Origin of the sequence: Streptomyces javensis, assembly GCF_039525925.1 — a bacterium.
In the GTDB taxonomy this organism is placed as follows: Bacteria; Actinomycetota; Actinomycetes; order Streptomycetales; family Streptomycetaceae; genus Streptomyces; species Streptomyces asiaticus.
This window is the reverse complement of sequence record NZ_BAAAIF010000046.1, coordinates 38,834-62,569: the sequence shown is the minus strand read 5'-3', so window position 1 is coordinate 62,569 and position 23,736 is coordinate 38,834. Positions and strand designations below refer to the sequence as shown.

The following is a 23,736-nucleotide window of genomic DNA, read 5'->3' as shown; positions in this document are numbered from 1 at the left end:
GAGCCCCGGTCCGGAACGCGCACCGGCCCCCGCTCCTCCGTACGACGACTGAGACGACGACGGCGGAGCGGGGGCCGGTGCGTTGGGGCCTGGGATCACGCTCGGGGCAGCGCTCCCGGCGGATCAGCCGGGAGCAGGACCGGGCGGATCACTCGTGGGGCGCCCAGAAGCCGGCCAGCCGTCCGCAGCCGATCTCGACCGACTTCCACGAGCCGCTGAACGTCACGACCGCGAACGCGGAGGTGGGGAAGGCGCCGCGGTCCATGCGCTCCTTGGCGTCCTCGTCGGCCTCGCCCGCCAGCGCGTCGGCGAGGCCGTGCATCCCGGGGTTGTGGCCGACGACCAGCAGGTCGGTGATGTCGTCCGAAGTCTCGTTGATCACCTCGATGAGCTGACCGACCGGGGCGTCGTACAGCCGCTCCTCGTAGACGGTCTTGGGGCGCTGCGGCAGCTCGTGGACCACCAGCTTCCAGGTCTCACGGGTGCGCAGTGCGGTGGAGCAGAGGGTGAGTTCGGGGGTGAGACCGGCCTCCGCGATCCGGCGCCCGGCGAGCGGGGCGTCATTGCGGCCGCGCTCCGCGAGCGGGCGCTCATGGTCGGCCACCTGGGGCCAGTCGGCCTTGGCGTGTCGAAGGAGGACAATCCTGCGGGGCACATCGACGCTCATGCGTCCCAGCTTCGCATGAATCGGTGCACGAGGCGCAGGGTGTTGGAACGACCTCGTCAAACGTGAGCACACCCGCGATACGGCGGACACAACTGATCTCCACCGCCTACGGTGGTCACGGTGCCGCCTCCGCGAAGGTCCGCCGCACCAACTCCACGACCTGCGAGACCGGCCCTGAGCCGCCGCTGTCGGCGTGCGCGTCGGCGGGACCGGTCAGCAGGAGCAGCAGCGCCGCGAAGGCCACGGCGGGGAGGGCGACGGCCCACCACGGCAGCCGGGTGTCCATGCCGCTGTCCACCGGGTGCGCGTGCCGGGTACGGGTGCGGGCGGACATGGGATCGCCTCCGGGATCGCCGAACGTGTCGATGGTTCGACGGTACGGAGCGGGCGGGGTGTCTCCCATCCGGTGAGCCACCCAGTTACCCCTGAGCCCTGCCCCCTAGGGGATGGTGGGGCCAGCCCCACCATCCGGCACTCGCACCAGGTCAGGGCGAGGCGATGGTGGCGATCACGGCGATGACCACGGTGATGCCCAGCATCACGCCGAAGATGACGAGGAGCTTCTTCTGGCCGTTCGGGGGGTTCTCATCGAGCACTGGCATGGCACCAGTGTCCCATCCCCGGTCCGCGGGATCGCTCAGGCCTCGCCCTCGTCAGGCTCCGTGCCGTCAGACTCCGTGCTCGTCGGCCTTCGTGCTCGTCAGCCTTCGTGCTCGTCAGCCTTCGTCCTCGATGTGGCGGTCGCGTCCGGCCAGTACGCCCGCGACGATCTGCGGCACCATGAACCCGGCCATCAGCGCGAGCGGCTGCCCCCAGCCACCGCTGTGCTGGTAGAGCACGCCGACCAGCAGCGGGCCCGGGATGGACAGCAGATAGCCGACGCTCTGCGCGAAGGCCGACAGCCGGACGACGCCCGCGTGGGTCCTCGTCCGCATCCCGATCATGGTGAGCGCGAGCGGGAACGCGCAGTTGGCGATGCCGAGCAGCACGGCCCACGCCCAGGCGCCCTCGGCCGGGGCCAGCCACAGCCCTGCGTAACCGGTGAGCCCGAAGACACCGAGGACGACGACCAGGACGCCCTGGTGCCGCAGCCGGGCGGCGATCCGCGGCAGGACGAAGGCGAGCGGGACGCCCATCGCCATCATCACGGCCAGCAGCAGACCCGAGGTGGAGGCGGAGACCCCCGCGTCCCGGAAGATCTGCGGCATCCAGCCCATGGAGATGTACGCGGCGGTGGCCTGGAACCCGAAGAAGACGGCCATGGCCCAGGCGAGGGGGGAGCGGGTGATCCGCATCGCGGGGGCAGCGGCCGGGGCCGGGGCAGGTGCGTCGTCCGTATCCGCGTCCGTACCGCCCGCGTCCGTACCGCTCGCCTCCGTACCGCTCGCTCCGGTGCGGGCGAGGAACAGCCAGGGCACCAGCGCCACCGCGGCGAGCAGCGCCCACACCCCGAGCCCGCTCCGCCAGGAGCCGCCCAGCGCGTCGGTCATCGGCACGGTGGCCGCCGCGGCGGCGGCCGTGCCCAGCGACAGGCCCATCGAGTACAGCCCGGTCATCGCGCCGACCCGGTCCGGGAACCAGCGCTTGACGATCACCGGCATCAGGATGTTGCTCACCGCGATCCCGGCCAGGGCGAGCGCGCTGGCGGCCAGGAAGACCACGGTCCCGCCGGCGAAGGGGCGCAGCAGCAGACCGGTGGCGATGGCGGCGAGCCCGGCGCAGACGATGGCCCCAGGCCCCCAGCGCCGGGCCAGCCGGGGCGCGGCGAGCCCGAAGAGCGCGAAGCAGGCCGGGGGCACGGAGGTGAGCACCCCGGCGACGGTGCCGCTCATCCCGAGGTCGTCGCGGACCTCCTCGAGCAGCGGACCGAGACTGGTGACGGCGGGGCGGAGATTGAGCGCGGCGAGCATGAGCCCTGCCGCCATGACGCGGCCGCGCCAGGGCGAGGCCGCGCGGCGCGGGCCTCCGGGTTCCGCCGGGCGGGGCGCGGAGGCGGCGGTCTCGGGCGTCGCGAGGTCGTCAGACGGGGGCGTATGCATGCCGACCATCATAGAATCATGGGATGAATGCTCGTCCAGTGGATAGCGACCACCCGGTAACGGCCGGGCGGCATCATGGAAGGGTCGTCCGCCTGCCCGCCTCGGGCCCCACCCCGGGTCCCGTCCGCATCGCATCCGCATCCGCCGCACGCACAGGAGAGTCATGCCGCTGACCTCGCCCCGGCGCTCCGCCCTCGCCGACCAGGTGATCGCCCAGCTGCGCGCCCAGATCACCTCGGGCGAGTGGCCGGTGGGCTCGCGGATCCCCACCGAGCCCGAGCTGGTCGAGCAGCTCGGGGTCGCGCGCAACACCGTACGGGAGGCCGTGCGCGCCCTCGCGCACAACGGGCTGCTGGACATCCGCCAGGGCTCGGGCACATATGTGCTGGCCACCAGCGAACTGGCCGGGGTGATGCACCGCCGCTTCGCCGGTGCCGACCCCCGTCATGTGGCCGAGCTGCGCAGCGCCCTGGAGACGAAGGCGGCCCACCTGGCCGCGGAGCGCCGCACCGAGCAGGACCTCAAGCAGCTGGACGCCCAGCTGGACCGGCGCGAGCGGGCCTGGGAGGCGGGCGACCCGGACGCCTTCGTCGAGGCGGACGCCACCTTGCACATGGCGGTCGTGGCCGCCGCGCACAACGATGTGCTGGCCGAGCTGTACGCGGATCTGGGCGCGGTCGTACGGGACTTCCTGCGCGCCGACGTCGACAGCGGGATGGGCCCGGACACGTATGTGGACCACGGACGGCTGGTGGAGGCGATCCGGGAGGGGGCCGGGGAGCGGGCGGCGGCCGAAGCCAGCACCCATCCGTTCGGCTGCCGTTTCCGGAGCCGCTGAGCGACCGGCCACAGGCTGAGGCATACGCGCCATGGGCGGACGTAAGCACGCCACAGACGGACGCATACGCACCATGGGCGGACGCATGCGCGGTAGCCCCCGCGCTCAGCGGTGGCTCACCCAGGCCTTCCGTATCTCCTTCCAGCAGCGCTCGGCGAGCAGCACATACTGCGCCGGGCCGACCTCCACCGGGCGGGCGTCCATGTCCGGGTCCCACCAGTGGGCGCATTCGACATGCAGCTGCACCCGGTCGGCGCGGGGATTGGGGTTGAAGCAGTTGGCGGTGGCGTGCGAGCCGCGCACCGTGGTGCTGCACGCGGCCTGGCGCGGCCGGGGCCGGTCCTGCGCGGCGGAGTTGGAGGCGGCGATGATCAGACCCACCGTGGCGACGAGCAGCACCGCGGCCGCGACACGGCGGGTCGTACGCATGCGGGACCTCCTCGGCCGTGTCGCTGGCGCCGGCGCTCCGGTGAGTCGGTTCGTCGTGTGAGGCGTGTCAGGCGTACCCCGGGTATCCCGGATATAAGGCGTATCAGGTGTTACGGGGTGTATGACTCCACAGTGGGTGTACCCACCATCCGTACGCGCGTCCTGCTCCCCCGAACGGGTGAACGCGAACGCGGAACGGCCGCCGCCCGGACCCGCGGTGCGCGGGAGCGGGACGGCGGCCGTCACGCGGAAACGCCGTAGCCGCGGCTGTGGCCGCGGCCGCGGCCGTGGGCACGACCCTGAGCTCAGGCACCCATCATGTGCACACCGCCGTCGACGTGCACGATCTCGCCCGTGGTGCGCGGGAACCAGTCGGACAGCAGGGCCACGACGCCACGGCCGGCCGGCTCCGGGTCGGTCAGGTCCCAGCCGATCGGGGCCCGGTGGTTCCACACGTCCGCGAGCTCCTCGAAGCCGGGGATGGACTTCGCGGCCATGGACTTGATGGGCCCGGCGGAGACCAGGTTGCAGCGGACGTTCTGCTCGCCGAGGTCGCGGGCGAGGTAGCGGCTGGTGGACTCCAGCGCCGCCTTGGCCACGCCCATCCAGTCGTACTTCGGCCAGGCGAACTGGGCGTCGAAGGTCAGGCCGACGATCGAGCCGCCGCGCCCCATGACCGGCAGGCACGCCATGGTGAGCGCCTTGAGGGAGTAGGCGGAGACGTGCACGGCCGTGCCGACGTCCTCCCAGGTGCCCTCGAGGAAGTTGAACGCGCCCTGCGGGCCGAAGGCGATGGAGTGCACCACGCCGTCGAGGTCGACACCCTCGCCCAGGTGCTCGCGCACCTTGTCGGCCAGGCCGTCCAGCTGCTCCTGGTTCTGCACGTCCAGCTCGATGACCGGGGCGGGCTTGGGCAGCCGCTTGGCGATCCGCTCGACGAGGGAGACCCGGCCGAAGCCGGTCAGGATGACCTCGGCGCCCTCCTCCTGGGCCAGCTTGGCGGCGTGGAAGGCGATGGACGCCTCGGTGATGACGCCCGTGACCAGGATGCGCTTACCGGCGAGAATTCCACTCATGACGTTCAGTGACCCATGCCCAATCCGCCGTCGACAGGGATGACGGCTCCAGTGATGTACGCGGCCTCGTCGGAGGCCAGGAAGCGGACCGAGGCGGCGATCTCCTCGGGCTGCGCGTAACGCGCGAGCGGTACCTGCTTCACGATGTTCTCGCGCTGGTCGTCGTTGAGCGCGCGCGTCATGTCCGTGTCGACGAAACCGGGCGCGACCACATTGACGGTGATGTTGCGCGAGCCCAGCTCACGGGCGAGGGAGCGGGCGAAGCCCACCAGGCCCGCCTTGGACGCGGCGTAGTTCGCCTGACCGGCCGAACCCATCAGCCCGACGACCGACGAGATCAGCACCACGCGCCCCTTACGGGCCCGCAGCATCCCCCGGTTGGCCCGCTTGACCACGCGGAACGTGCCGGTGAGGTTGGTCTCGAGGACGGCGGCGAAGTCCTCCTCGGTCATCCGCATCAGCAGCTGGTCGCGGGTGACCCCGGCGTTGGCCACCAGGACCTCGACCGTGCCGTGCTTCTCCTCGATCTCCTTGTACGCCTGCTCGACCTGCTCCGGCTCGGTGATGTCGCACTTGACCGCGAGGAAGCCGGCCGGTGGCTCACCGGACCGGTAGGTGATGGCGACCTTGTCGCCAGCGTCGGCGAAGGCACGGGCGATGGCGAGGCCGATGCCGCGGTTGCCTCCGGTGACGAGAACCGAGCGGCTCAAGGGACCACCTTCTCTTGTCGATCTCTGTCGATTGTTCCTGCGGGACTGGTCCCGCGTTCCTACGGGACTGCTTTGCGGGACGTCACGGCGCGTGCCACCCCTACCCCCGCAAACTATCGGTCCGAGGCCCTCGAGGAGGAATCGGGCACCCACAGGGGCGGGTGTCCCTCCCTGTCGACTTCCTACAGAAACCCAGTGGTCACCAACCTCCGCCGGGCCTCCCTCCCGACCCCTCCCCCTCCCAGTCGCTCCCCCTCCCAGTCGCTCCCCCACCCGGTCGCTCCCTCACCCGGCCGCTCCCTCACCACCGGACGGCCGTGAAGTCGATCGGCCGGGGCCGCAGCAGCCCCGTGCGCTCCGCCAGCGCCCGCAGCCGCCGGGACATCTCGTCGGCGTCCAGACGGCACCGGTCCCCGTGGCCCGGCAGGATCCACTCGAAACGCAGCCGTCCGGCCACCCTCGCCAGTGAGGCGGCCAGCTCCTCGATGGAGTGCCAGGTCACGCTCTCCGCCACGGCCAGATCCCCGAGCGCGCGCGACCAGTAGACGCTGTCGCCGCTGAAGCAGTACCGGTCGTCCGCGAGGTAGAGCACGCTGCCCAGGGTGTGGCCCGGCAGCGGATGGGCGGTCACCCCCGGGCCGATCTCCACGGGCTCCAGGCCCCGGATCACCTGGTCCGCGTCGGGCGCCGCGTCCAGGTCACCCTCGTGGATCCACAGCCGGGCGCCGAAGTGATCGGCGTAGCGACGGCCGTGTGCGGCGTGGTCGCGGTGGGTCAGCAGCACATCGGTGACGGGGCCCGACGCCGCGTAACGCCCGGCCAGCTCCCGGCTCCAGCGCGGTGTGTCGATCATCATCGCCGTGCCGGACGGCCGCGGCAGCAGATAGGAGTTGGCCCCGGCGGTGTGCTGGGAGTTGTGGCCGCAGATCAGTACCCCGTCGTCCAGGGCCATGGGGAACGGGTCGAGCGCCCGGTCCGGCCGCCCGGACGCCGGGCGGATCGAGCGGGTGGGGCAGGCGAACACGGCGGCGTGCAGGCGCCGCACCTCCGCCTCGTCGCGCGGCTGACGCACGACTTCCGACCGCCCGCCGACCTCGCTGATCAGCTCGGGCGCTAACTGCCTTGCGACATCGCAGTTGGTACAGCGGTCGTCCACGTACCAGTGGTCCATGGCGGGGCTCCTTCCGGGAATGCGGCCCTGGTCCAGGCCGCCCTTCCAGGGATAGCCAGTCGCGGACAAAACCGGTAGACCCTGCCGATCTTGCACTTCCGGGCCCGGAGCTCTCTCTTCATCTCTTGACGGGATTGGTTCAGACCTTTAAGTTCACCCATCGCCCGCATGCGAAAGCCGCGACTCTGCGACGGTGGACCAGACGGTGGACCACTCGCTCCGCAGCTGTGTCGGCGTTGGCCGTAAGTGTCCTGATCCCCCACCCGTGACAGCGGCATCAGCCGTACAGCGAGGAGCGCACATGCCGGAGAGCGCAGACATCAGGTCGCCCAGGAAATCGCCCAGGAAGGCGTCCGTGGCCATACGGCTGCTGGTGTTGCTGGCCACGCTGCTGGGGCTGGCGGTCGCCCCCGTCCATGCGACGGCGCGCGACGCGGCCGCGCCGTTCAAGGTGTTGGCCCTCTACAACGGGACATGGGACGCCGCCCACATCAACTTCGTTCACGAAGCGAACGACTGGTTCCCGAAGCAGGCCGCGCAGAACGGTTTCACCTATACGGCGAGCAACGACTGGGACCAGCTCAACGACATCGGGACCGACGACTACAAGGTGGTGCTGTTCCTCGACGACCTGCCGCAGACCGCAGCCCAGCGGGCCGGATTCGAGCGCTATATGCGCGCGGGCGGCGCCTGGATGGGGTTCCATGTGGCGGCCTTCACCACCGAGGCGCAGAGCTGGCCCTGGTACCACGATCAGTTCCTCGGCAGCGGCAACTTCAAGTCCAACACCTGGGGCCCGACCACGGCCACCCTGCGGGTCGAGGACCGGACCCACCCGTCCACCAAGGCGCTGCCCGCCACGTTCACCTCGTCGGTCAGTGAGTGGTACAGCTGGTCGAAGGATCTGCGGCAGAACCCGGACATCAAGATCCTCGCCTCCGTCGACCCGAGCAGCTTCCCGCTCGGCACCGACCCCAACCAGACCTGGTACGACGGCTACTACCCGATCCTCTGGACGAACAGCAAGTACAAGATGCTGTACGCGAACTTCGGGCACAACGCGATGGACTACGAGCACAACACCCCCCTGTCGTCCACCTTCGCGAGCGAGACGCAGAACCGGTTCCTGCTCGACGGGCTGAAGTGGCTCGGCGGCGCGGGCTGAGCCCAGACTGAACACGCAGTCCCGTTCATCACCCCGTGTCGCGTGGCGGTCACCACTGGTGTCAGTCACCTGTGCGAGTATGGCTCGCATGTTTGGGGGAGGGGACAGCGGACCGCCTGGTCAGGCTGGCAAAATGACGCTGGCGGACCTCGTCCGCCAGGAGACCGCCGCGCGGATGTCGGAGCCGGAGAAGTGGGCGGCGCTGCGGAAGGCGCGGCTGTACTTCCAGCGCCCGGAGGAGCCGGGCTTCCTGGTCTCGGAGACCGCCGAGGACGGCCCGCTCGTGCCGGTCTTCACCTCGGTCGAGGGGCTCGCGCGCTTCGCGGGGGCGTGCGGATGGGCGTCCACGACCGTCGAGGACCTGGTGGGCCTGTTGCCCGAGGGCGTACGGGCGCTGGTGGATCCGCTGGGCGAGCGCCCCTTCCTCCTGGACGCGCGGACGCTGCGCGACGCGGACGGCCAGGAAGCGGACGGCCAGGAAGCCCAAGGCCATGGAGTGGACGGCCAGGGAGCAGACGGCCGCGAGGAGGGGGCTGAGCGTGGCGGATCCTGATGCCCGGAATGTGAACCGCGCCCCCAGCGAGGGCGGCGAACACGGCAAGTACGGCGGCAACGAGGGTGCCGACGGCTACAAGATCGAGATCGCTTCGGTGAAGGGCCTGATCGCCCCGCTGGAGGAGTCGGTCATCGGGGCCCGGGCCGTGAAGAACGGCCAGGAGAAGCTGGCGGCCTACCTCCAGCACTGCGGCGCCCCCGAACTCCTGGAATCCGGCAAGGGATTCCTCAAGGAGTGGGGCTTCGGCATGGGCGAGCTGGCCGACCACGCGGACGCGGTGGTGGAGCGGCTGTACGAGGCGATAGCCGGGTACATGCTGGCGGATCTGATGCGGATCAAGGACTTCTGGCCCTCGGACGAGAACATGGCCAAGCTCCCCTCGGGCGCGGCGGGCAAATGGTCCTGGGAGCACGTGGGCGCGCCCGAGATGGAGAAGCGCCCGGAGGACACGGCGTTGTCGAAGTTCGCGCGCAAGTTACAGGGTGAGTACGGAGACGAGTCCTGATGGGCGATCCGGACGCGGGGCGGACCCCGCAGATTCGGATACCGGTGGACGCCAAGCCCAGGGACCTGATCCCCGGCAATCCGGACGACATCGACGACCTGGTGCTGGAGCTGCGCGCGTACGCGGGCGCCTTCCAGGACGGCAAGGACAAGCTGCGGCCGCTGGAGCTGGCGGACTGGTCGGGCAAGGGCGCGAGCGAGTTCCGGAAGTCGGTCGACCGGCTGCCGAAGGAGCTGACCTCGGGCCATGATCAGTTCACCCATGCGGCGAGCGCGCTGGCGGCGTACGCCACCAAGCTGCGGTCGGTGCAGAAGCGGTGTGAGCCGATCATCGAGGACGCGGACGCGGCGCGGGCGGCGTCCAAGGCGTACGGCAAGAAGGTCGAGTCGTACAACGACGCGGTGACGCGCGGCGACGAGCAGTTGCCGGAGAAGCCTTCGGAGACCGATCCGGGCATCGCCGCGATGGAGTCGTGCGTCGGTCGGCTGGACAAGCTGATCGAGGAGTTGCAGCTGGTCGTCGACGCGTCGAAGAAGAAGATCGACAAGGCGGCGGAGAAGGCCCCCAACAAGCCGAGCAATTGGCAGAAGCTCGGGGACAGCTTCAAGGACGGGCTGTGGAAGGTCCACCACGGCATCCTGGGCCTGGGCGAGATCCCCGCCTCGATCGTCAAGGGCGACGGCAAGGGCCTGGCGATGCAGCTGGCCGGCATGGCGGACGGCGCGGCGTACGCGGCCCAGCACCCCAAGGAGTTCGCGAAGGCGGTCACGAACTGGGACATGTGGTCCAAGGACCCGCTGCGCGCGGCGGGCGAGATCACCCCGTCGCTGCTGCTCGCCCTGGCCACGGGCGGCGCGAGCGCGCTGCGCAAGGAGCTCCGGACGGGCCAGACCGCCGCGCAGCGGCTGGCGCTCCGCAAGAGGGACCTGGGCCGGGACGGCGAGGCGTCCCGCCGGGCGGACAGCGACGGCACCCACGACCGCCACACCCACGACCGGGACTGCGAGGACGACCCCGTCGACGTCGCGACCGGCGAGATGGTCATGCCGGCCACGGATGTGTCCCTGCCCGGGGCGCTCCCGCTGGTCCTGGAGCGCACCTTCGTCTCCGGGCACACCTGCGGCGGCTGGTTCGGCCGCACCTGGGCGGCCACGCTCGACCAGCGGCTGGAGCTGGACGCGGACGGGATCGTGTTCGTCACGGCCGACGGGATGGTGCTGCGCTACGGGGTGCCGACGCCCGGGGAGGACACCTATCCGGCGCGGGGTCCGCGCTGGCCGCTGCGCTGGGACGGCGCGGCGGGCGGCACGATGCGGATCGAGATACCGGAGCAGGGGCGCACACTGCACTTCGACCCGTTGGTGGGCAACGAGCTCCCGCTGACGGTGATCGAGGACCGCAACGGCCGCTCCATCACCTTCAGCTACGACGAGGACGGCACCCCGCGCGAGGTGGCGCACTCCGGCGGGTACCGCATCGCGATCGACACCGATCCGGAGCTGATGCGCGTCACGGGGCTGCGGCTCCTGGGCGTGGGTGACGCCGAGGAGGGCACCCCGCTGGTCGCCTTCGGCTACAACGACGCGGGCGACCTGACCCAGGTCTTCAACTCGGCCGACGAGCCGATGCGGTTCACCTACGACGACCAGCACCGCGTCACATCATGGACCGACCGCAACGGCACCAGCTTCGGGTACGTCTACGACCACCGGGGCCGGGTGCTGCGCACCATCGGCTCGGACGACATGATGACCGGCCGCTTCCACTACGAGGAGGCGTCCCGCACCACCGTCTACACGGACTCGCTCGGCCACCGCGTCACGTACGTCTTCGACGAGGCGTACCGGACGGTGGCCCGCACCGATGCCCTGGGCCACACCACCCGCACCGAGTGGGACCCGGAAACGCGCCGCCTGCCGCTGTCGGTGACGGACCCGCTGGGCCACACCACGCGCTATGCGTACGACGATTCCGGCAACCTGATACGCGTCACCCGCCCGGACGGCACGGCGGCCACGGCCACGTACGACGCGTACGGCCGGCCGCTGGAGGTGCGGGAGCCGGACGGCGCGGTGTGGCGCCACGCCTACGACGACCGGGGCAACCGCGTCCGGACGACGGATCCGATGGGCGCGGAGACGCACTACACGTACGACGAGTCGGGGAACCTGACCTCGGTCACGGACGCGCTGGGCCACACCGTGACGGTGGTGTGCGATGCGGCGGGCCTGCCGGTGGAGGTCACCGACGCGTCGGGCAACACGACCACGGTCCGCCGGGGCACCCATGGCCGCATCACGCGCGTCACCGACCCCCTGGGCCATGTCACCCGCCAAGGCTGGACCATCGAGGGCAAGCCCGCCTGGCGCACCCGGCCGGACGGCAGCCGCGAGACCTGGGCCTGGGACGCCGAGGGCAACCTCCTGGAACACACCGACCCGGCGGGCAACACCACCCGCCACACCCACACCCACTTCGACCTCCCGGCGACGCGGACCGAGCCGGACGGGGCGACGTACGCCTTCACGTACGACACCGAGCTGCGCCTGACCGGGGTCACGAACCCGCAGGGCCTGACGTGGACGTACGCGTACGACGGGGCGGGGCAGGTCGTCTCGGAAACGGACTTCAACGGCCGCACGCTCAGCTACCAGCACGATGCGGCGGGCCGCCTGATATCCCGGGAGAACGGCGCGGGCGAAACCCTGGCCTACACGCGCGACGCGCTGGGCCGCACGGTCGCCACGCGCACGGCGGACGGCGCGGAGACGACGTTCGCGTACGACGCGGCGAGCCGCCTGACGCGGGCGGCGAACCCGGACACGGAGCTGAGCCGCACGTACGACGCGCGGGGCCGGGTCGTGACGGAGACGGTGGGCGGTCGTACGACGTCGTACGCGTACGACGCGGCGGGCAACCGCACGGAGCGGATCACCCCGAGCGGCCTGCGGTCGGCGTGGACGTACGACGCGACAGGCCGCCCGACGACCCTCACCACGGCGGACAACTCCCTGCACTTCGCGTACGACGCGGCGGGCCGCGAGACGATGCGCACGTTCGGCGACGACGTGACCCTGACCCAGGCGTGGGACGCCCTGGACCGCATGACGGGCCAGACCGTCACCGGCCCGGCCAACGCCCTGATCCAGCACCGGGCGTACGCCTACCGCCCGGACGACCACCTCACCGAGATCCGCGAGCTGACGTCCGGCACCCGCCGCTTCGACCTCGACCCGGTAGGCCGTGTGACGGCGGTCCACGCGCACGGCTGGACGGAGACCTACGCCTACGACGCGGCGGGCAACCTGACGCGGGCCACGGCCCCTGACCACGCGTCCCCCGGGGACCGCGAGTTCACCGGCACGGTGATCCACCGAGCGGGCCGCACGACGTACGAACACGACGCCCAGGGCCGCCTCGTCCGCCGCACCCGCAAACTCCTGAACGGCCAGACCCGCACCTGGACCTACACCTGGAACGCGGAAGACCGCCTCACCGACGCGACAACCCCGGACGGCGACCACTGGCACTACGCCTACGACCCGCTAGGCCGCCGCACCGCGAAGCGGCGGCTGACGGAGGATGGCACGGTCGCCGAATCGGTGGACTTCACCTGGGACGGCACGAGGCTGGCGGAACAGACGGCTGCCGACGGCACAACGCTGACGTGGGACTACGCCCCGGACACCCACCGCCCGGTGACCCAAACCGAGCACCAGGAATCCGAGACCCGCTTCCACGCGATCGTCACGGACCTGGTCGGCACCCCCACGGAACTGGTCACCCCCGGCGGGGAATTGGCCTGGCAACACCGCACCACCCTCTGGGGCACGCCCCTCCCCGCCCCGTCCGGCTCGGTCGACTGCCCCCTCCGCTTCCCCGGCCAATACGCCGACCCGGAAACCGGCCTCCACTACAACTACTTCCGGCATTACGACCCGGAAACGGCCCGCTACGCCTCACCGGACCCTCTTGGGCTGAGCCCAGGTCCGAACCCCATCGCATATGTGCCGAACCCTCTGGTGCTGTCCGACAGCCTCGGCCTCGCACCCGATGGCTGCCCGAAAGACGACACATCTCCACGGACCCCTGTAGGACACAGGGGACAGAAGTGGGAGATAAAACATCCCGCTGACAGGACAGCGAGTAACGCCCCAGGGGAGGTCAACGGGATTCATTACAGCGGTCATGCGTTTGACCGTATGCAGAAGCAAGGCATCATGCCATCGGCTGTCCAGCATGCGATCGAGCATGGTCACGAAATGTCCGGAAAGAGAGAGGGCACCACGGTATATTACGACGAACTGAACGACCTAACGGTCGTCAGGAGTTCTACAGACGGCAGGGTCATAACCGTCGACTACGGTAAAATTCGACAGTAAGGCTGATCATGGAAACCGATTACGGCGCACTGCTCCGAAAGTCGCTGCAAGAGTTTCGAGAAGGCCGCATTTCGTTGGCAAGATTTGTCAGCGACGTTGACTCCATTTGGGAATCGTTGGAGCCTTCTGAGGCGAAGGACAGGATTCGCGGCGATTGGTGGACGCTGGAACAAGTGCTCGCCGTGGACGTAATCGATCGCGGGTTGGACACCCTCCCCCCAGATGCCGAACAACTGGTAGCCGAAGCGCTCGAGGGACTCGAGTCGGCGTCGCGAAGTCTCGATTCAGGGTCCGAAAGGTGACTAGGCGTTAGTGGCAACGCCTCCAAGCCCGGCGTCCAGTACCATCCCTGACTGGATTAGAAGATGAGTAGGGAACTTCAGGGGAAACTACGGCCGACGCTCCTTCACCACGGCCAACCTGCTCGCCGGTGCCCCATCATCGCGCATCGCCGACTCCAGTGTCTCCCGCGACCTGCCGCGACCGGCACTCCTCGGACGCGAGAGCGTATTCGCACCACACCGTCTTGCCGACGCCCCGCTCGACCACGCCCCACTTCGAGGCCAGGGCGTCCACGAGCATCAGACCTCGTCCGTGCTCCGCCTCGTCTCCTTGGTCACGGAGGACGGGGCGCCGCTCGTCGCGGGCGTCGGACACCTCGATCCTGGCCGAGGCGGGGGCGCGACGGCCGTCCAGGCTGGGCGGTGGCTGAACGCTGAGTCGTACATGGAAGTGGCGACCGGGCACGTGCCCATGGCTCACTGCGTTCGCCGCGAGTTCCCCCGCGATCAGCGCGAGGCTCTGCGAGGCGTCACTGTCGCGGGGGATGCCCCACTCCTCCAGCCTGCGGACGACGATGCGTCGGGCGAGCCGGGCACCGCGCCGGGAAGAGGTGAAGAACATCTCGAATGTACCGCTAGGGGGATTTTCGCCATTCACGTCACCGAGCGTGGCGAAGCGCGCCTAGCCTGACCAGACGGGCGGCGGGTACGCAGGGTCGCGGTACGGGCACGACCGGTGCGCGTACGGGAGGACTGCCGTGACGCCGAGGGGAAGGGACGCGTTCTCGCGCAAGGAGGTGGGTGGGTCATGGCGGGTGACATCGTCAAATGCATCGGCAGGCAGGTGAAGCTCTTCCGCGAACGGGCGGGACTCACGCAGGCGCAGTTGGGTGAGGCGATCGGGTACAGCGAGGAGCAGGTCTCCTCGGTCGAGCAGGGACGTCGGGTGCCACAGCCGGACTTCCTTGACGCGGCGGATGAGGCGCTGGAGGCGTTCGGGGTGCTGCGGGCGGCCAGGGAGGAAGTCGCCAACGTACAGCTCCCGGCGTTCTTCCGGGGCGCGGCACGGCTGGAAGCGCAGGCGGTCGAGTTCCATGCGTACGAATGCCTGGTGGTCAACGGGTTGCTCCAGACCGAGGACTACGCCCGTGCGGTGCTCAATATGCAGCGACCGTTACTGGAGGAGGAGGCCATAGAGCGGCTGGTGTCCGCGAGGCTGGCCCGGCAGGAACTCCTCTCCCGGCAACCGGCCCCGATCATGAGCTTCGTCACCGAGGAGGCGGTACTGCGCCGCCCTTACGGCGGTGCGACGGTGCTGCGCGGGCAGTTGGAACGCCTGCTGCACATTGGCCAGTTGCGGAACGTGGAGCTCCAAGTCATGCCGACCAACGTGGACGATCATGCCGGAACCGCAGGTCCCTTGGCCTTGCTGGAGCCGAAAGGGCGGCAGACGATGGCCTACGTCGAGGCCCAGAGCATCAGCAGGCTGCTCACGGACCGGAAATCAGTCCGAGAAATCGAGCAGCGCTACGGCATCATCAGAGCACAGGCTCTCAGGCCACGTGAGTCGTTGGAGCTCATCGAGAAGCTGCGGGGAGAAATATGAGCGACAAGCACGTCAACCTGTCCTGGTTCAAGAGCAGTTACAGCAGTAGCGAGGGCGGCATGTGCGTCGAGGTGGCCGCCACCGGCGGCACCGTCCACGTACGGGACTCCAAGAACCGCCACGGATCGCAACTCGCCTTCTCCATACGCCAGTGGGACGCGTTCATCGGCCGTCTCACGGCTGAGGAGTTCGGCGCGTAACCACCCGTTCGGCCGCCCTGGGCAACCGGGGCGGCCGTTGTCCTTTCGCCACGCAGAGCGCGACGGCAATTACCGCGCCCCGGGCCCCAGTCACATGGTTCACTGCCGACGGACACCACGCGACGTACGCGACGAAGAGGAGCCGCCCGTGGCGCACGAGATTGATCCGTCCTTCCTTGCGCTGCCCCTGAGGGCGCTCGCCGACGCGGCGCTCGCGCGGGCCCGCGCGCTTGGGGCCGGGCATGCGGACTTTCGGTTGGAGCGGGTGCGGAGTGCCGCGTGGCGGTTGCGGGATGGCAGGCCGTCCGGGGCCTCCGACATCACCGACCTGGGGTATGCCGTACGGGTGGTGCACGGCGGGGCGTGGGGGTTCGCCTCCGGGGTGGATCTGAGCATGGACGCCGCCGCGCGGGTGGCCTCGCAGGCCGTGGCGATGGCGAAGCTGTCGGCCAAGGTGATCGAGGCGGCCGGGTCCGATGAGCGGGTGGAGTTGGCGGACGAGCCGGTGCATGCCGACAAGACCTGGGTTTCGTCGTATGAGGTCAATCCCTTTGATGTGGCCGACTCCGACAAGACCTCACTGCTCGCCGAGTGGAGCCGACGGCTGCTCGCGGCCGATGGGGTCGCGCACGCGGACGCGTCGCTGCTGACCGTGCAGGAGAACAAGTTCTACGCGGACACGGCGGGCAGCACGACCACTCAGCAGCGGGTGCGGCTGCATCCGCAGCTGACGGCCGTGGCCGTGGATCCGGCGAGCGGGGAGTTCGATTCGATGCGCACCCTGGCCCCGCCGGTCGGGCGCGGCTGGGAGTATCTGACGGGTGGGCCCGGCGCGGGCGGCTGGGACTGGGACGCGGAGCTGGCGGAGATCCCGGAGCTGCTGGCCGAGAAGATGCGCGCGCCAGCCGTCGAGGCCGGTTCGTACGACCTGGTGGTGGACCCGTCCAATCTGTGGCTGACCATCCATGAGTCGATCGGCCACGCCACCGAGCTGGACCGCGCGCTCGGCTACGAGGCGGCGTACGCGGGCACCTCGTTCGCCACGTTCGACCAGCTGGGAAAGTTGAAGTACGGCTCAGAGGTCATGAATGTGACCGGGGACCGGACCGCCGAGCACGGGCTGGCCACCATCGGCTACGACGACGAGGGCGTGGCCGCCCAGTCCTGGGACCTGGTGAAGGGCGGCACGCTCGTCGGCTATCAGCTGGACCGCAGGATCGCCCGGCTGACCGGTTTCGAGCGGTCGAACGGCTGCGCGTTCGCCGACTCGCCGGGCCATGTGCCGGTGCAGCGGATGGCGAACGTATCGCTCCAGCCTGCCCCCGGCGGTCCCTCGACGGAGGAGCTGATCGGGGACGTCGGACACGGTCTGTATCTGGTCGGCGACCGCTCCTGGTCGATCGATATGCAGCGGTACAACTTCCAGTTCACGGCGCAGCGGGCGTATCGCATCAGGAACGGCGCTCTCGCCGGGCAGGTGCGCGACTTCGCCTACCAGGCCACCACCACCGACTTCTGGGGTTCGATGACGGCCGTGGGCGGCCCGCAGACGTATGTCCTGGGCGGCGCCTTCAACTGCGGCAAGGCCCAGCCCGGGCAGATCGCGGCGGTCTCGCACGGCTGCCCGTCGGCGCTGTTCCGCGGCGTCAACATCCTCAACACCACCCAGGAGGCCGGACGATGAGCATGCAGCCCCATGAGATCGTCGAGCGCGCCCTGGAGCTGTCCCGCGCGGACGGCTGTGTGGTGATCGCCAACGAGACCTCCACGGCCAATCTGCGCTGGGCGGGCAATGCCCTGACGACCAACGGCGTCACCCGCGGCCGCACCCTGACCGTCGTGGCCACCGTGAACGGCGGGAAGGGCACCGCCTCGGGCGTGGTGTCCCGGTCCGCGGTCACCGCCGAGGAGCTGGAGCCGCTGGTCCGGGCCGCCGAGGCGGCGGCGCGGGAGGCGGAGCCGGCCGAGGACGCCCAGCCGCTGGTGGAGCGGGAGCCGGGCGCGGCGGTCTCCCCCGGCTTCACCGACTCCCCCGCGGTGACCTCCTCCGAGGTGTTCGCCGACTTCGCGCCCGCCCTCGGCGAGTCCTTCGCCCGGGCCCGCGCGGGCGGCCGGCAGCTGTACGGATTCGCCCACCATGAGCTGGTCTCCAGCTATCTCGGCAGCTCGACCGGGCTGCGGCTGCGCCATGACCAGCCCACCGGCACGCTCGAGGTCAACGCCAAGTCGCCGGACCGGACGCGGTCGGCCTGGGCCGGTCGGGCCACCCGCGACTTCACCGATGTGGACCCGGCCGCGATCGACGCCGAGCTCGCCGGGCGGCTCGCCTGGGCCGAGCGCAGGGTCGAGCTGCCGGCCGGCCGCTACGAGACGCTGCTGCCGCCGAGCGCCGTGGCCGATCTGCTGATCGACCAGCTGTGGTCGTCCTCGGCGCGGGACGCGGCCGAGGGCCGTACGGTCTTCAGCAAGCCGGGCGGTGGCACCCGGATCGGCGAGAAGCTGTCCGAGCTGCCCTTCACGCTGCGCAGCGACCCGGCCGAGCCGGGTCTTGAGGCGGCGCCGTTCGTGATCGCGCACTCGTCCGGGGGCGACACGTCGGTCTTCGACAACGGGCTGCCGCTGGCCGCCACCGACTGGGTCCGCGACGGGGTGCTCCAGCAGCTGATCACCACCCGGCACACCTCCGCGCTCACCGGGCTGCCGCTCGCCCCCGGGGTCGACAACCTCATCGTGGACGCGGGCGGCACCCGCTCGCTGGAGGAGATGGTCGCGTCCACCGAGCGGGGGCTGCTGCTGACCTGCCTGTGGTACATCCGCGAGGTCGACCCGGCCACCCTGCTGCTCACCGGGCTGACCAGGGACGGCGTCTACCTCGTGGAGAACGGCGAGGTGGTCGGCGAGGTGAACAACTTCCGGTTCAACGAGTCGCCGGTGGATCTGCTCGCCCGCGCCACCGAGGCGGGCAGCACCGAGCGGACGCTGGCGCGGGAGTGGAGCGACTACTTCAACCGCGTCGCGGTGCCGCCGCTGCGCATTCCGGACTTCAATATGAGCTCGGTCAGCAAGGGGGTGTGAACTGCTGGCGAGTGCCTGCGCGCAGGCGGCGCGTACGAGTGAGTGTTCGGGATGCGGCCCGTGTGGCTCCATGAGCGTGAACGAAGGTTCCTTGGTCGAATGTGTGACCTTTGCCGGTGGTGGTCGTTGAGTGTGGTGAGGGGGTTGTCGGCCGACGCGGGGGCGGGGTGAGGGGATGGGCGGGCTACAAGAGGTGGCGGCACCGTTCGTCGCCCTTGGCCCGTCCGGAGTCGCGGTCCGCGACCGGCTCAAGCACCTGAGTGTCGAGGATGAGAAGGTACTTCGTCTGATCGGTGACCTGCTCGGTACGCTCGCCTCCCTGGACCTGAAAGCACGGTGTGCGGCCGGGCTGGACCATGACACCGGCCAGTGGGCCGAGCGCAAGAGGACGCTGACGCTGGATTCCTCCTCCCGATGGGCCGGGTCGATCACCAAGGCCACCCATGATCAGTGGGCGCTGGCCAGGCGCGGGCAGCTCGCGCACATCCAGAGTCTGGAAGCGGGTGTGCGCACGATCGCGCACCGGCTGTCCCTGCCGATCGGGGAGAAGGGCGGCAAGCGCGCTCCGGGCGGCTACCGCAGCAGGCAGGAGTGGCATGCGAAGGCCCGCCGCCTGCACGTGCTCGAAGACCGGCTTCGGGCGGTGCGGGCCGATCGTGAGGCCGGGGTCGTCCGTGTGGTGCGGGGCGGGAAGGGGCTGTTGAACACCCGCCACCACCTGCGGGCCGCCGGGCTCACCGAGGAGCAGTGGCGCACGCGGTGGCAGGCCGTGCGCCGGTTCCTTGAAGCTGATGGCGAGTCCGGCAAGCGGTTCGGCAACGAGACCATCCGCGTCACCCCCGACGGCGAGGTCTCCCTCAAACTCCCCGCCCCGCTGGCGCATCTGGCCAACGCCCCGCACGGCCGGTACGTGCTCGCCGCGCGGGTGGCGTTCGCACACCGGGGTGAGCAGTGGCGCGACCGGGTCACCGCCAACCGCGCCATCGCCTACCGCATCCACGAAGACACATCATGCGGGCGCTGGTACCTCACCGCATCGTGGACCATCCCCCCGGTGAAGACCGTGCCCCTGGCCGCGGCCCGCAGAGGCGGCCTGGTCGGCGTCGACACCAACGCCGACCACCTCGCAGCCTGGCGCCTGGACCTACACGGCAACCCCGTCGGAGAACCGCTCCGGTTCGGCTTCGACCTGTCCGGCCCCGCCCCACACCGTGATGCCCAGGTCCGGCACGCCCTGATCCGCCTGCTGCACTGGGCCAAACGCCACGGCCGCGCCATCGCGATCGAAGACCTCGACTTCACCGCGGACAAGACCCGCGAGAAACACGGCCGCCGCAAGAAGTTCCGCAATCTCATCTCCGGCATGCCCGTGGCCAGGCTGCGGGCCCGGCTCGTGAGCATGGCGGCCGAACTGGGCATCACCGTCATCGCGGTCGACCCGGCCTACACCAGCAAGTGGGGCGCCCAGCACTGGCAGAAGCCACTCACCTGTAAGAACCGCACCATCACTCGCCACGACGCAGCCGCCGTGGCGATCGGCAGGCGCGCCCTGGGACACCCGATCCGGCGACGGACGGCACCGCCCCCGCACGACCAGCGTGATCGTGTGGGGCATCGGACCGTCCAGGCCCGACCGGGCGCCCCGAGGCGTGAGGAACCCCGCCCCCGCATCCCCGGACCACGGACACGATCCATGCGCGCCGGATGCGGAGCGAACGCGGGAGACCAGTGTGCCCAGCACCGTTCGGGGCACGCGGCTGAGCATGATTCCTGGCAACAGGACTCACTACCGCTCAGTCTTTAGGAACGGTGTGAGGAGCCGAATAGACTGGTCCACGCCCATCCGAAGCGACCGTTTCGGATCCATCCATATCCGTTTCGTCTATCAACAGGAACGCCATGACACGCCTCGGCGAATCCGTCGCCCGCGCCAGCGAGCTCCTCAGCCAGGACCTCTCCTCCGACAAGACCGTCGAGCGGCTGCTCGAGGAGACGGGCTCGCGGCGCTATATCGACCTGACGGACCTCTCGCCGACGGAGCAGGCCGAGCTGATCGCGTCCCGTACGGTCGAGATCCTGCCCGGCGTGGCGGACCTGGCCAAGCGGATCGAGGAGCGGCGCGGCGCCGGCCAGGGCCTGGCCATCAAGCTGGGCATCGACCCCACGGCCGCCGATGTGCACCTCGGCCATGTGGTGCCGATGATCATCCTCAACCGCTTCCAGCGCATGGGGCATGACGTCACGCTGCTGATCGGCGACTTCACGGCCAAGATCGGCGACCCGTCGGGCCGTACGGCGGAGCGCCCGCCGCTGACCGACGACGACATCGCCCGGAACCTCGCGGGCTACCAGGACCAGGTCCGGCCGTTCTTCGACTTCGAGAAGGTCAACTTCCGGCAGAACAGCGAGTGGCTGGCGCCGTACACCTTCCCGGAGCTGCTGGGGCTGCTCGCCCAGGTGCCGGTCTCCCAGCTGTTGCAGCGCGAGGACTTCCGCAACCGGCTGGCCGCCGGCTCCGGGCTGACCATGTCCGAGCTGCTCTACCCGATCGCGCAGGCCCTCGACTCGGTGGCCCTGGAGTGCGATGTGGAGCTGGGCGGCGCGGATCAGCTGCTCAATCTACAGATGGGCCGCAAGCTGATGGAGCTGCGCGGACAGCGGCCGCAGCTGGTGGTCACGATGCCGCTGATCGAGGGCACGGACGGCACCGGCGCCAAGATGTCCAAGTCCAAGGGCAACTATGTGGCGCTCTCCGCGACCGCCGAGGACGTCTTCGGCAAGATCATGTCGATTCCGGACCGGCTGATGAAGCCGTACCTGGAGGCATGGACCGAGTGGACGGACGCGGAGATCACCGCCGCGATCGCCCGGGTCGAGGAGCGGTCGCTGCACCCGATGGATCTGAAGAAGGTCCTGGCGGGCGAGGTGGTGGCGGCGCTGTACGGCCTCGAGAAGGCGATGGCGGCCCGTGCGGGCTTCGTCGCCCAGTTCTCCAAGAAGAGCTTCACCGACGTCGAGACGCCGGTGGTCGACGCCGGGGAGCACGGCACCGAGTCCATCGCGACCGTGCTGAGCAAGGTGCTGGAGTTCCAGCCCAGCGCCTCGGCCGCCCGCCGGGTGGCCAAGCAGAACGGTCTGCGGCTGGTGATCGAGACCGAGGGCGGCCAGCAGTCGGTGGTGCTGCCCGAGGCCCAGGCGGTGCGCCCGCTGGCCGAGGTGGTCGCGGAGACGCTGGCGTCCGCCGGGCTCACGGCGGCCTCCGGCGGGGTCTACCTCAAGGCCGGGCGGAAGATCGCCCAGGTGCGCGGGGTGTAGTCACCCGGCCCACGACCGCGAGGAGCGGGGGCCGGTGCGCGTCCACCACGCGCACCGGCCGCCGCCGTCGCGCACCAGATCACCCCGCCGTCGCGCACCAGGTCACACCGGCGTCGCGCACCAGGTCACACCGGCGTCGCGCCCCTCAGGTCGTACTGCGTCTGCGTCCGCCACCGCGGATCGAGTGCCACAGCGGAGTGCCCAGCGCGACGATCAGCACGGCCCCCGCCAGCTGGAGCAGATGCCGGATCCAGTCGAAGCCCTCGGTGTGCCTGACCCCGATCCAGCCGGCCACCGCATTGCCCAGAATGGAGCCGAGGATGCCGTAGACGCAGGTCAGCCAGAGCGGAATGGCCTGTTTACCGGGCAGGATCGCCCTGGCGATCACACCCAGGATCAGGCCCACGACGATCGCCCATAGCCAGTTCATGTCGCCTCCCTGACACGCGGCGAGGGGATGCGGATCCCTTCCAGTGTTCGACCACTTCGGGTACGGCGCACGCCGGAGGGCCGATCCACCCTCTGGCGTAGCCGGAGACGGCACCCATCAGGGTGCCCCGGTCTCGAACCGACAGCAGGCGCGGCGTAACGTTGAGTACGTCCCAGAGCGGGGGAAGCCCGCTCGGCGATCAGGTGGTGGAACGTGATGCGGAAGCACGGCGATGCGGAGGTCTTCCGGATCACCGGAGCACGGCAGGGGCTGGCCGACGACGTACGCGGCCGGCAGCGCCGCTATGTGATCTCGATGTCGGTCCGGACCATCGCGGTCGTGCTGGCGGCGGTGTTGTGGAACGTGGAGCGCCATGTGGCGATAGTGGCCCTGGTGCTCGGCGCGGTGCTGCCCTACATCGCGGTCGTGATAGCCAACGCGGGCCGGGAGAACGCCACTTCGCTGCCCACCACCTTCATCCCGACCCCGCCCCGTCCGATGCTGATCGCCGGGCGCGGAGAGGAGCCGAGCGACCCCCACGGGGCGGAATCCGTCCCGGAGGACGTCGGACATATCAGCGAGCCTGGACGCGGTGAGCATGGCTGACCTGCCATGTTTCGGTAAGCTCAAGAAAACCTCAGATCAATAGTGCAGTACCGGTGCACCGGGCCCCATCCCTCGTGACATACTGCGTACGCGCTCCGCATCCCCCGTCGGAGCGACGGACCGACGCCGGGCGGCTCCCCCCGTGGCTGCCCGGCGTCGTCATGTCCGGCGGGCTTTTCGTAGAGTCTGCGGTGTGAACACCCGCGAGACCGCCGCCGAGACCGACACCGTGATCTGCTCCGCCAAGGGCTGCCACGCCCCCGCCGTATGGGTGCTGGCCTGGAACAACCCCAAGATCCACACCCCGGAGCGGCGCAAGACCTGGCTCGCCTGCGAGGAACACCGCGAATATCTCTCGGAGTTCCTCGGAGTGCGGGGCTTCCTCAAGGACGTGGTGCCGCTGGCGGAATGGTCGGCCACCGACCGCTGACACCGATTCCGCAAGCTCAAGAAAACCTCAGATCAGTCGCGCGGTTCCGGTGCGCCGTGTGCCTTCCCCCATGCCATACTTCCTGGCGTTTCCGAAGCGCGCCCCTCACGGCAGGCCTGCTGAATCCCTCAGCAGGGCTGCTGGAGGAGCGAGGAGGAAGTGAGTGAGTGGTGATCGAAGCGACGCGAAACCTCGCGAGCGAAGGTGGAGCGAGGCCGAGAGGTGGCAGGTCCGTCTGGCCGCGGCAGGGCTGCT

Annotated in this window: 23 protein-coding genes and 1 pseudogene; 14 read left to right on the top strand and 10 right to left on the bottom strand. The window is 70.0% G+C overall.

The genetic code is table 11. The features are described 5' to 3' along the window. Positions 1–148: 148 nt before the first annotated feature. The 4 genes from ABD329_RS32175 to ABD329_RS32160 form a co-directional block, all read right to left on the bottom strand. A complete protein-coding gene (locus tag ABD329_RS32175) occupies positions 149–667 on the bottom strand; it encodes a SixA phosphatase family protein (protein ID WP_198280570.1) in 519 nt (172 codons plus the stop codon). A 115-nt stretch (positions 668–782) separates the two neighbouring features. Continuing rightward, a complete protein-coding gene (locus tag ABD329_RS32170; RefSeq protein WP_198280571.1) occupies positions 783–1,001 on the bottom strand; it encodes a hypothetical protein in 219 nt (72 codons plus the stop codon). Between the two features lie 151 nt (positions 1,002–1,152). After that, a complete protein-coding gene (locus ABD329_RS32165; protein WP_267950710.1) occupies positions 1,153–1,269 on the bottom strand; it encodes an SGM_5486 family transporter-associated protein in 117 nt (38 codons plus the stop codon). Between the two features lie 114 nt (positions 1,270–1,383). Beyond that, positions 1,384–2,706 carry a CynX/NimT family MFS transporter gene (locus ABD329_RS32160; protein ID WP_198280572.1) on the bottom strand — a complete coding sequence of 441 codons (1,323 nt, stop codon included), beginning with the start codon at positions 2,704–2,706 and terminating at the stop codon, positions 1,384–1,386. A 163-nt stretch (positions 2,707–2,869) separates the two neighbouring features. On the opposite strand from ABD329_RS32160, the gene ABD329_RS32155 reads away from it, so the two are divergent. Beyond that, positions 2,870–3,544 (top strand): FadR/GntR family transcriptional regulator, encoded by a 675-nt coding sequence (locus tag ABD329_RS32155; RefSeq protein WP_198280573.1) that lies wholly within the window; start codon positions 2,870–2,872, stop codon positions 3,542–3,544. Positions 3,545–3,649: 105 nt separating this feature from the next. Here the strand turns inward: ABD329_RS32155 and ABD329_RS32150 are convergent, their stop codons facing one another. The 4 genes from ABD329_RS32150 to ABD329_RS32135 all read right to left on the bottom strand — a co-directional run bounded on the left by ABD329_RS32150 (position 3,650) and on the right by ABD329_RS32135 (position 6,930). Continuing rightward, positions 3,650–3,973, bottom strand: coding sequence for a hypothetical protein (locus ABD329_RS32150; protein ID WP_198280574.1), 324 nt, complete (start codon positions 3,971–3,973; stop codon positions 3,650–3,652). Between the two features lie 305 nt (positions 3,974–4,278). After that, entirely contained in the window at positions 4,279–5,049 is a 771-nt protein-coding gene (fabI, locus tag ABD329_RS32145; protein WP_198280575.1) for an enoyl-ACP reductase FabI, read from the bottom strand. A 5-nt stretch (positions 5,050–5,054) separates the two neighbouring features. After that, on the bottom strand, positions 5,055–5,759 hold the full coding sequence (gene fabG / locus ABD329_RS32140; protein WP_037963432.1) for a 3-oxoacyl-[acyl-carrier-protein] reductase: 705 nt from the start codon (positions 5,757–5,759) through the stop codon (positions 5,055–5,057). 301 nt (positions 5,760–6,060) lie between these two features. Further along, positions 6,061–6,930 carry a 4Fe-4S domain-containing protein gene (locus tag ABD329_RS32135; RefSeq protein ID WP_198280707.1) on the bottom strand — a complete coding sequence of 290 codons (870 nt, stop codon included), beginning with the start codon at positions 6,928–6,930 and terminating at the stop codon, positions 6,061–6,063. 301 nt (positions 6,931–7,231) lie between these two features. Here ABD329_RS32135 and ABD329_RS32130 point away from each other — a divergent pair. The 5 genes and pseudogenes from ABD329_RS32130 to ABD329_RS32110 form a co-directional block, all read left to right on the top strand. Then, positions 7,232–8,089 (top strand): annotated as a pseudogene (locus ABD329_RS32130) (ThuA domain-containing protein); the annotation flags it as partial. Positions 8,090–8,228: 139 nt separating this feature from the next. Next, a complete protein-coding gene (locus ABD329_RS32125; protein WP_246618983.1) occupies positions 8,229–8,648 on the top strand; it encodes an SseB family protein in 420 nt (139 codons plus the stop codon). After that, a complete protein-coding gene (locus ABD329_RS32120; RefSeq protein WP_198280709.1) occupies positions 8,635–9,156 on the top strand; it encodes a hypothetical protein in 522 nt (173 codons plus the stop codon). The genes ABD329_RS32125 and ABD329_RS32120 overlap by 14 nt, the downstream gene beginning before the upstream one ends. Beyond that, positions 9,156–13,538 carry a putative T7SS-secreted protein gene (locus ABD329_RS32115; protein WP_344317282.1) on the top strand — a complete coding sequence of 1,461 codons (4,383 nt, stop codon included), beginning with the start codon at positions 9,156–9,158 and terminating at the stop codon, positions 13,536–13,538. The genes ABD329_RS32120 and ABD329_RS32115 overlap by 1 nt, the downstream gene beginning before the upstream one ends. An 8-nt stretch (positions 13,539–13,546) precedes the next feature. Next, entirely contained in the window at positions 13,547–13,840 is a 294-nt protein-coding gene (locus tag ABD329_RS32110) for a hypothetical protein (protein WP_198279587.1), read from the top strand. A 136-nt stretch (positions 13,841–13,976) separates the two neighbouring features. On the opposite strand, the gene ABD329_RS32105 is transcribed toward ABD329_RS32110, so the two are convergent. Beyond that, positions 13,977–14,441 carry an ATP-binding protein gene (locus ABD329_RS32105; protein ID WP_198279586.1) on the bottom strand — a complete coding sequence of 155 codons (465 nt, stop codon included), beginning with the start codon at positions 14,439–14,441 and terminating at the stop codon, positions 13,977–13,979. 186 nt (positions 14,442–14,627) lie between these two features. Here ABD329_RS32105 and ABD329_RS32100 point away from each other — a divergent pair, with 186 nt between their 5' ends. The 6 genes from ABD329_RS32100 to tyrS all read left to right on the top strand — a co-directional run bounded on the left by ABD329_RS32100 (position 14,628) and on the right by tyrS (position 22,015). Further along, positions 14,628–15,425: a helix-turn-helix domain-containing protein gene (locus ABD329_RS32100; protein ID WP_198279585.1), complete on the top strand. Its 798-nt coding sequence runs from the start codon at positions 14,628–14,630 to the stop codon at positions 15,423–15,425. Then, complete coding sequence (locus tag ABD329_RS32095; protein WP_198279584.1) at positions 15,422–15,625, top strand: DUF397 domain-containing protein; 204 nt, start codon at positions 15,422–15,424, stop codon at positions 15,623–15,625. Before ABD329_RS32100 ends, ABD329_RS32095 begins: the two co-directional genes overlap by 4 nt. 148 nt (positions 15,626–15,773) lie before the next feature. Then, positions 15,774–17,309 carry a TldD/PmbA family protein gene (locus ABD329_RS32090; protein WP_198279583.1) on the top strand — a complete coding sequence of 512 codons (1,536 nt, stop codon included), beginning with the start codon at positions 15,774–15,776 and terminating at the stop codon, positions 17,307–17,309. Next, positions 17,306–18,700 (top strand): metallopeptidase TldD-related protein, encoded by a 1,395-nt coding sequence (locus ABD329_RS32085; RefSeq protein ID WP_198279582.1) that lies wholly within the window; start codon positions 17,306–17,308, stop codon positions 18,698–18,700. The genes ABD329_RS32090 and ABD329_RS32085 overlap by 4 nt, the downstream gene beginning before the upstream one ends. Before the next feature lie 175 nt (positions 18,701–18,875). After that, a complete protein-coding gene (locus tag ABD329_RS32080) occupies positions 18,876–20,504 on the top strand; it encodes an IS200/IS605 family accessory protein TnpB-related protein (RefSeq protein ID WP_344317281.1) in 1,629 nt (542 codons plus the stop codon). 95 nt (positions 20,505–20,599) lie between these two features. Then, positions 20,600–22,015 (top strand): tyrosine--tRNA ligase, encoded by a 1,416-nt coding sequence (gene tyrS / locus ABD329_RS32075; RefSeq protein WP_198277416.1) that lies wholly within the window; start codon positions 20,600–20,602, stop codon positions 22,013–22,015. A 145-nt stretch (positions 22,016–22,160) separates the two neighbouring features. Here tyrS and ABD329_RS32070 read toward each other — a convergent pair whose 3' ends face one another. Then, positions 22,161–22,445 carry a GlsB/YeaQ/YmgE family stress response membrane protein gene (locus tag ABD329_RS32070; RefSeq protein ID WP_198277417.1) on the bottom strand — a complete coding sequence of 95 codons (285 nt, stop codon included), beginning with the start codon at positions 22,443–22,445 and terminating at the stop codon, positions 22,161–22,163. 216 nt (positions 22,446–22,661) lie between these two features. Between ABD329_RS32070 and ABD329_RS32065 the strand changes: the two genes are divergently transcribed. Together ABD329_RS32065 and ABD329_RS32060 are read left to right on the top strand one after the other, a co-directional pair. After that, a complete protein-coding gene (locus ABD329_RS32065) occupies positions 22,662–23,051 on the top strand; it encodes a DUF3099 domain-containing protein (protein WP_198277418.1) in 390 nt (129 codons plus the stop codon). Positions 23,052–23,244: 193 nt separating this feature from the next. Then, on the top strand, positions 23,245–23,481 hold the full coding sequence (locus ABD329_RS32060) for a hypothetical protein (RefSeq protein WP_198277419.1): 237 nt from the start codon (positions 23,245–23,247) through the stop codon (positions 23,479–23,481). Positions 23,482–23,736: the final 255 nt, after the last annotated feature.

What these genes read in the sequence shown, in the direction of transcription:
- ABD329_RS32160 (WP_198280572.1), bottom strand. Translation starts at nt 2,706, where the DNA reads ATGCATACGCCCCCGTCTGACGACCTCGCGACGCCCGAGACCGCCGCC.
- ABD329_RS32175 (WP_198280570.1), bottom strand. Translation starts at nt 667, where the DNA reads ATGAGCGTCGATGTGCCCCGCAGGATTGTCCTCCTTCGACACGCCAAG.
- ABD329_RS32125 (WP_246618983.1), top strand. Translation starts at nt 8,229, where the DNA reads ATGACGCTGGCGGACCTCGTCCGCCAGGAGACCGCCGCGCGGATGTCG.
- ABD329_RS32095 (WP_198279584.1), top strand. Translation starts at nt 15,422, where the DNA reads ATGAGCGACAAGCACGTCAACCTGTCCTGGTTCAAGAGCAGTTACAGC.
- ABD329_RS32080 (WP_344317281.1), top strand. Translation starts at nt 18,876, where the DNA reads ATGGGCGGGCTACAAGAGGTGGCGGCACCGTTCGTCGCCCTTGGCCCG.
- ABD329_RS32105 (WP_198279586.1), bottom strand. Translation starts at nt 14,441, where the DNA reads ATGTTCTTCACCTCTTCCCGGCGCGGTGCCCGGCTCGCCCGACGCATC.
- tyrS (WP_198277416.1), top strand. Translation starts at nt 20,600, where the DNA reads ATGACACGCCTCGGCGAATCCGTCGCCCGCGCCAGCGAGCTCCTCAGC.
- ABD329_RS32135 (WP_198280707.1), bottom strand. Translation starts at nt 6,930, where the DNA reads ATGGACCACTGGTACGTGGACGACCGCTGTACCAACTGCGATGTCGCA.
- ABD329_RS32110 (WP_198279587.1), top strand. Translation starts at nt 13,547, where the DNA reads ATGGAAACCGATTACGGCGCACTGCTCCGAAAGTCGCTGCAAGAGTTT.
- ABD329_RS32150 (WP_198280574.1), bottom strand. Translation starts at nt 3,973, where the DNA reads ATGCGTACGACCCGCCGTGTCGCGGCCGCGGTGCTGCTCGTCGCCACG.
- ABD329_RS32065 (WP_198277418.1), top strand. Translation starts at nt 22,662, where the DNA reads ATGCGGAAGCACGGCGATGCGGAGGTCTTCCGGATCACCGGAGCACGG.
- ABD329_RS32170 (WP_198280571.1), bottom strand. Translation starts at nt 1,001, where the DNA reads ATGTCCGCCCGCACCCGTACCCGGCACGCGCACCCGGTGGACAGCGGC.
- ABD329_RS32085 (WP_198279582.1), top strand. Translation starts at nt 17,306, where the DNA reads ATGAGCATGCAGCCCCATGAGATCGTCGAGCGCGCCCTGGAGCTGTCC.
- ABD329_RS32115 (WP_344317282.1), top strand. Translation starts at nt 9,156, where the DNA reads ATGGGCGATCCGGACGCGGGGCGGACCCCGCAGATTCGGATACCGGTG.
- fabI (WP_198280575.1), bottom strand. Translation starts at nt 5,049, where the DNA reads ATGAGTGGAATTCTCGCCGGTAAGCGCATCCTGGTCACGGGCGTCATC.
- ABD329_RS32100 (WP_198279585.1), top strand. Translation starts at nt 14,628, where the DNA reads ATGGCGGGTGACATCGTCAAATGCATCGGCAGGCAGGTGAAGCTCTTC.
- ABD329_RS32155 (WP_198280573.1), top strand. Translation starts at nt 2,870, where the DNA reads ATGCCGCTGACCTCGCCCCGGCGCTCCGCCCTCGCCGACCAGGTGATC.
- ABD329_RS32165 (WP_267950710.1), bottom strand. Translation starts at nt 1,269, where the DNA reads ATGCCAGTGCTCGATGAGAACCCCCCGAACGGCCAGAAGAAGCTCCTC.
- ABD329_RS32070 (WP_198277417.1), bottom strand. Translation starts at nt 22,445, where the DNA reads ATGAACTGGCTATGGGCGATCGTCGTGGGCCTGATCCTGGGTGTGATC.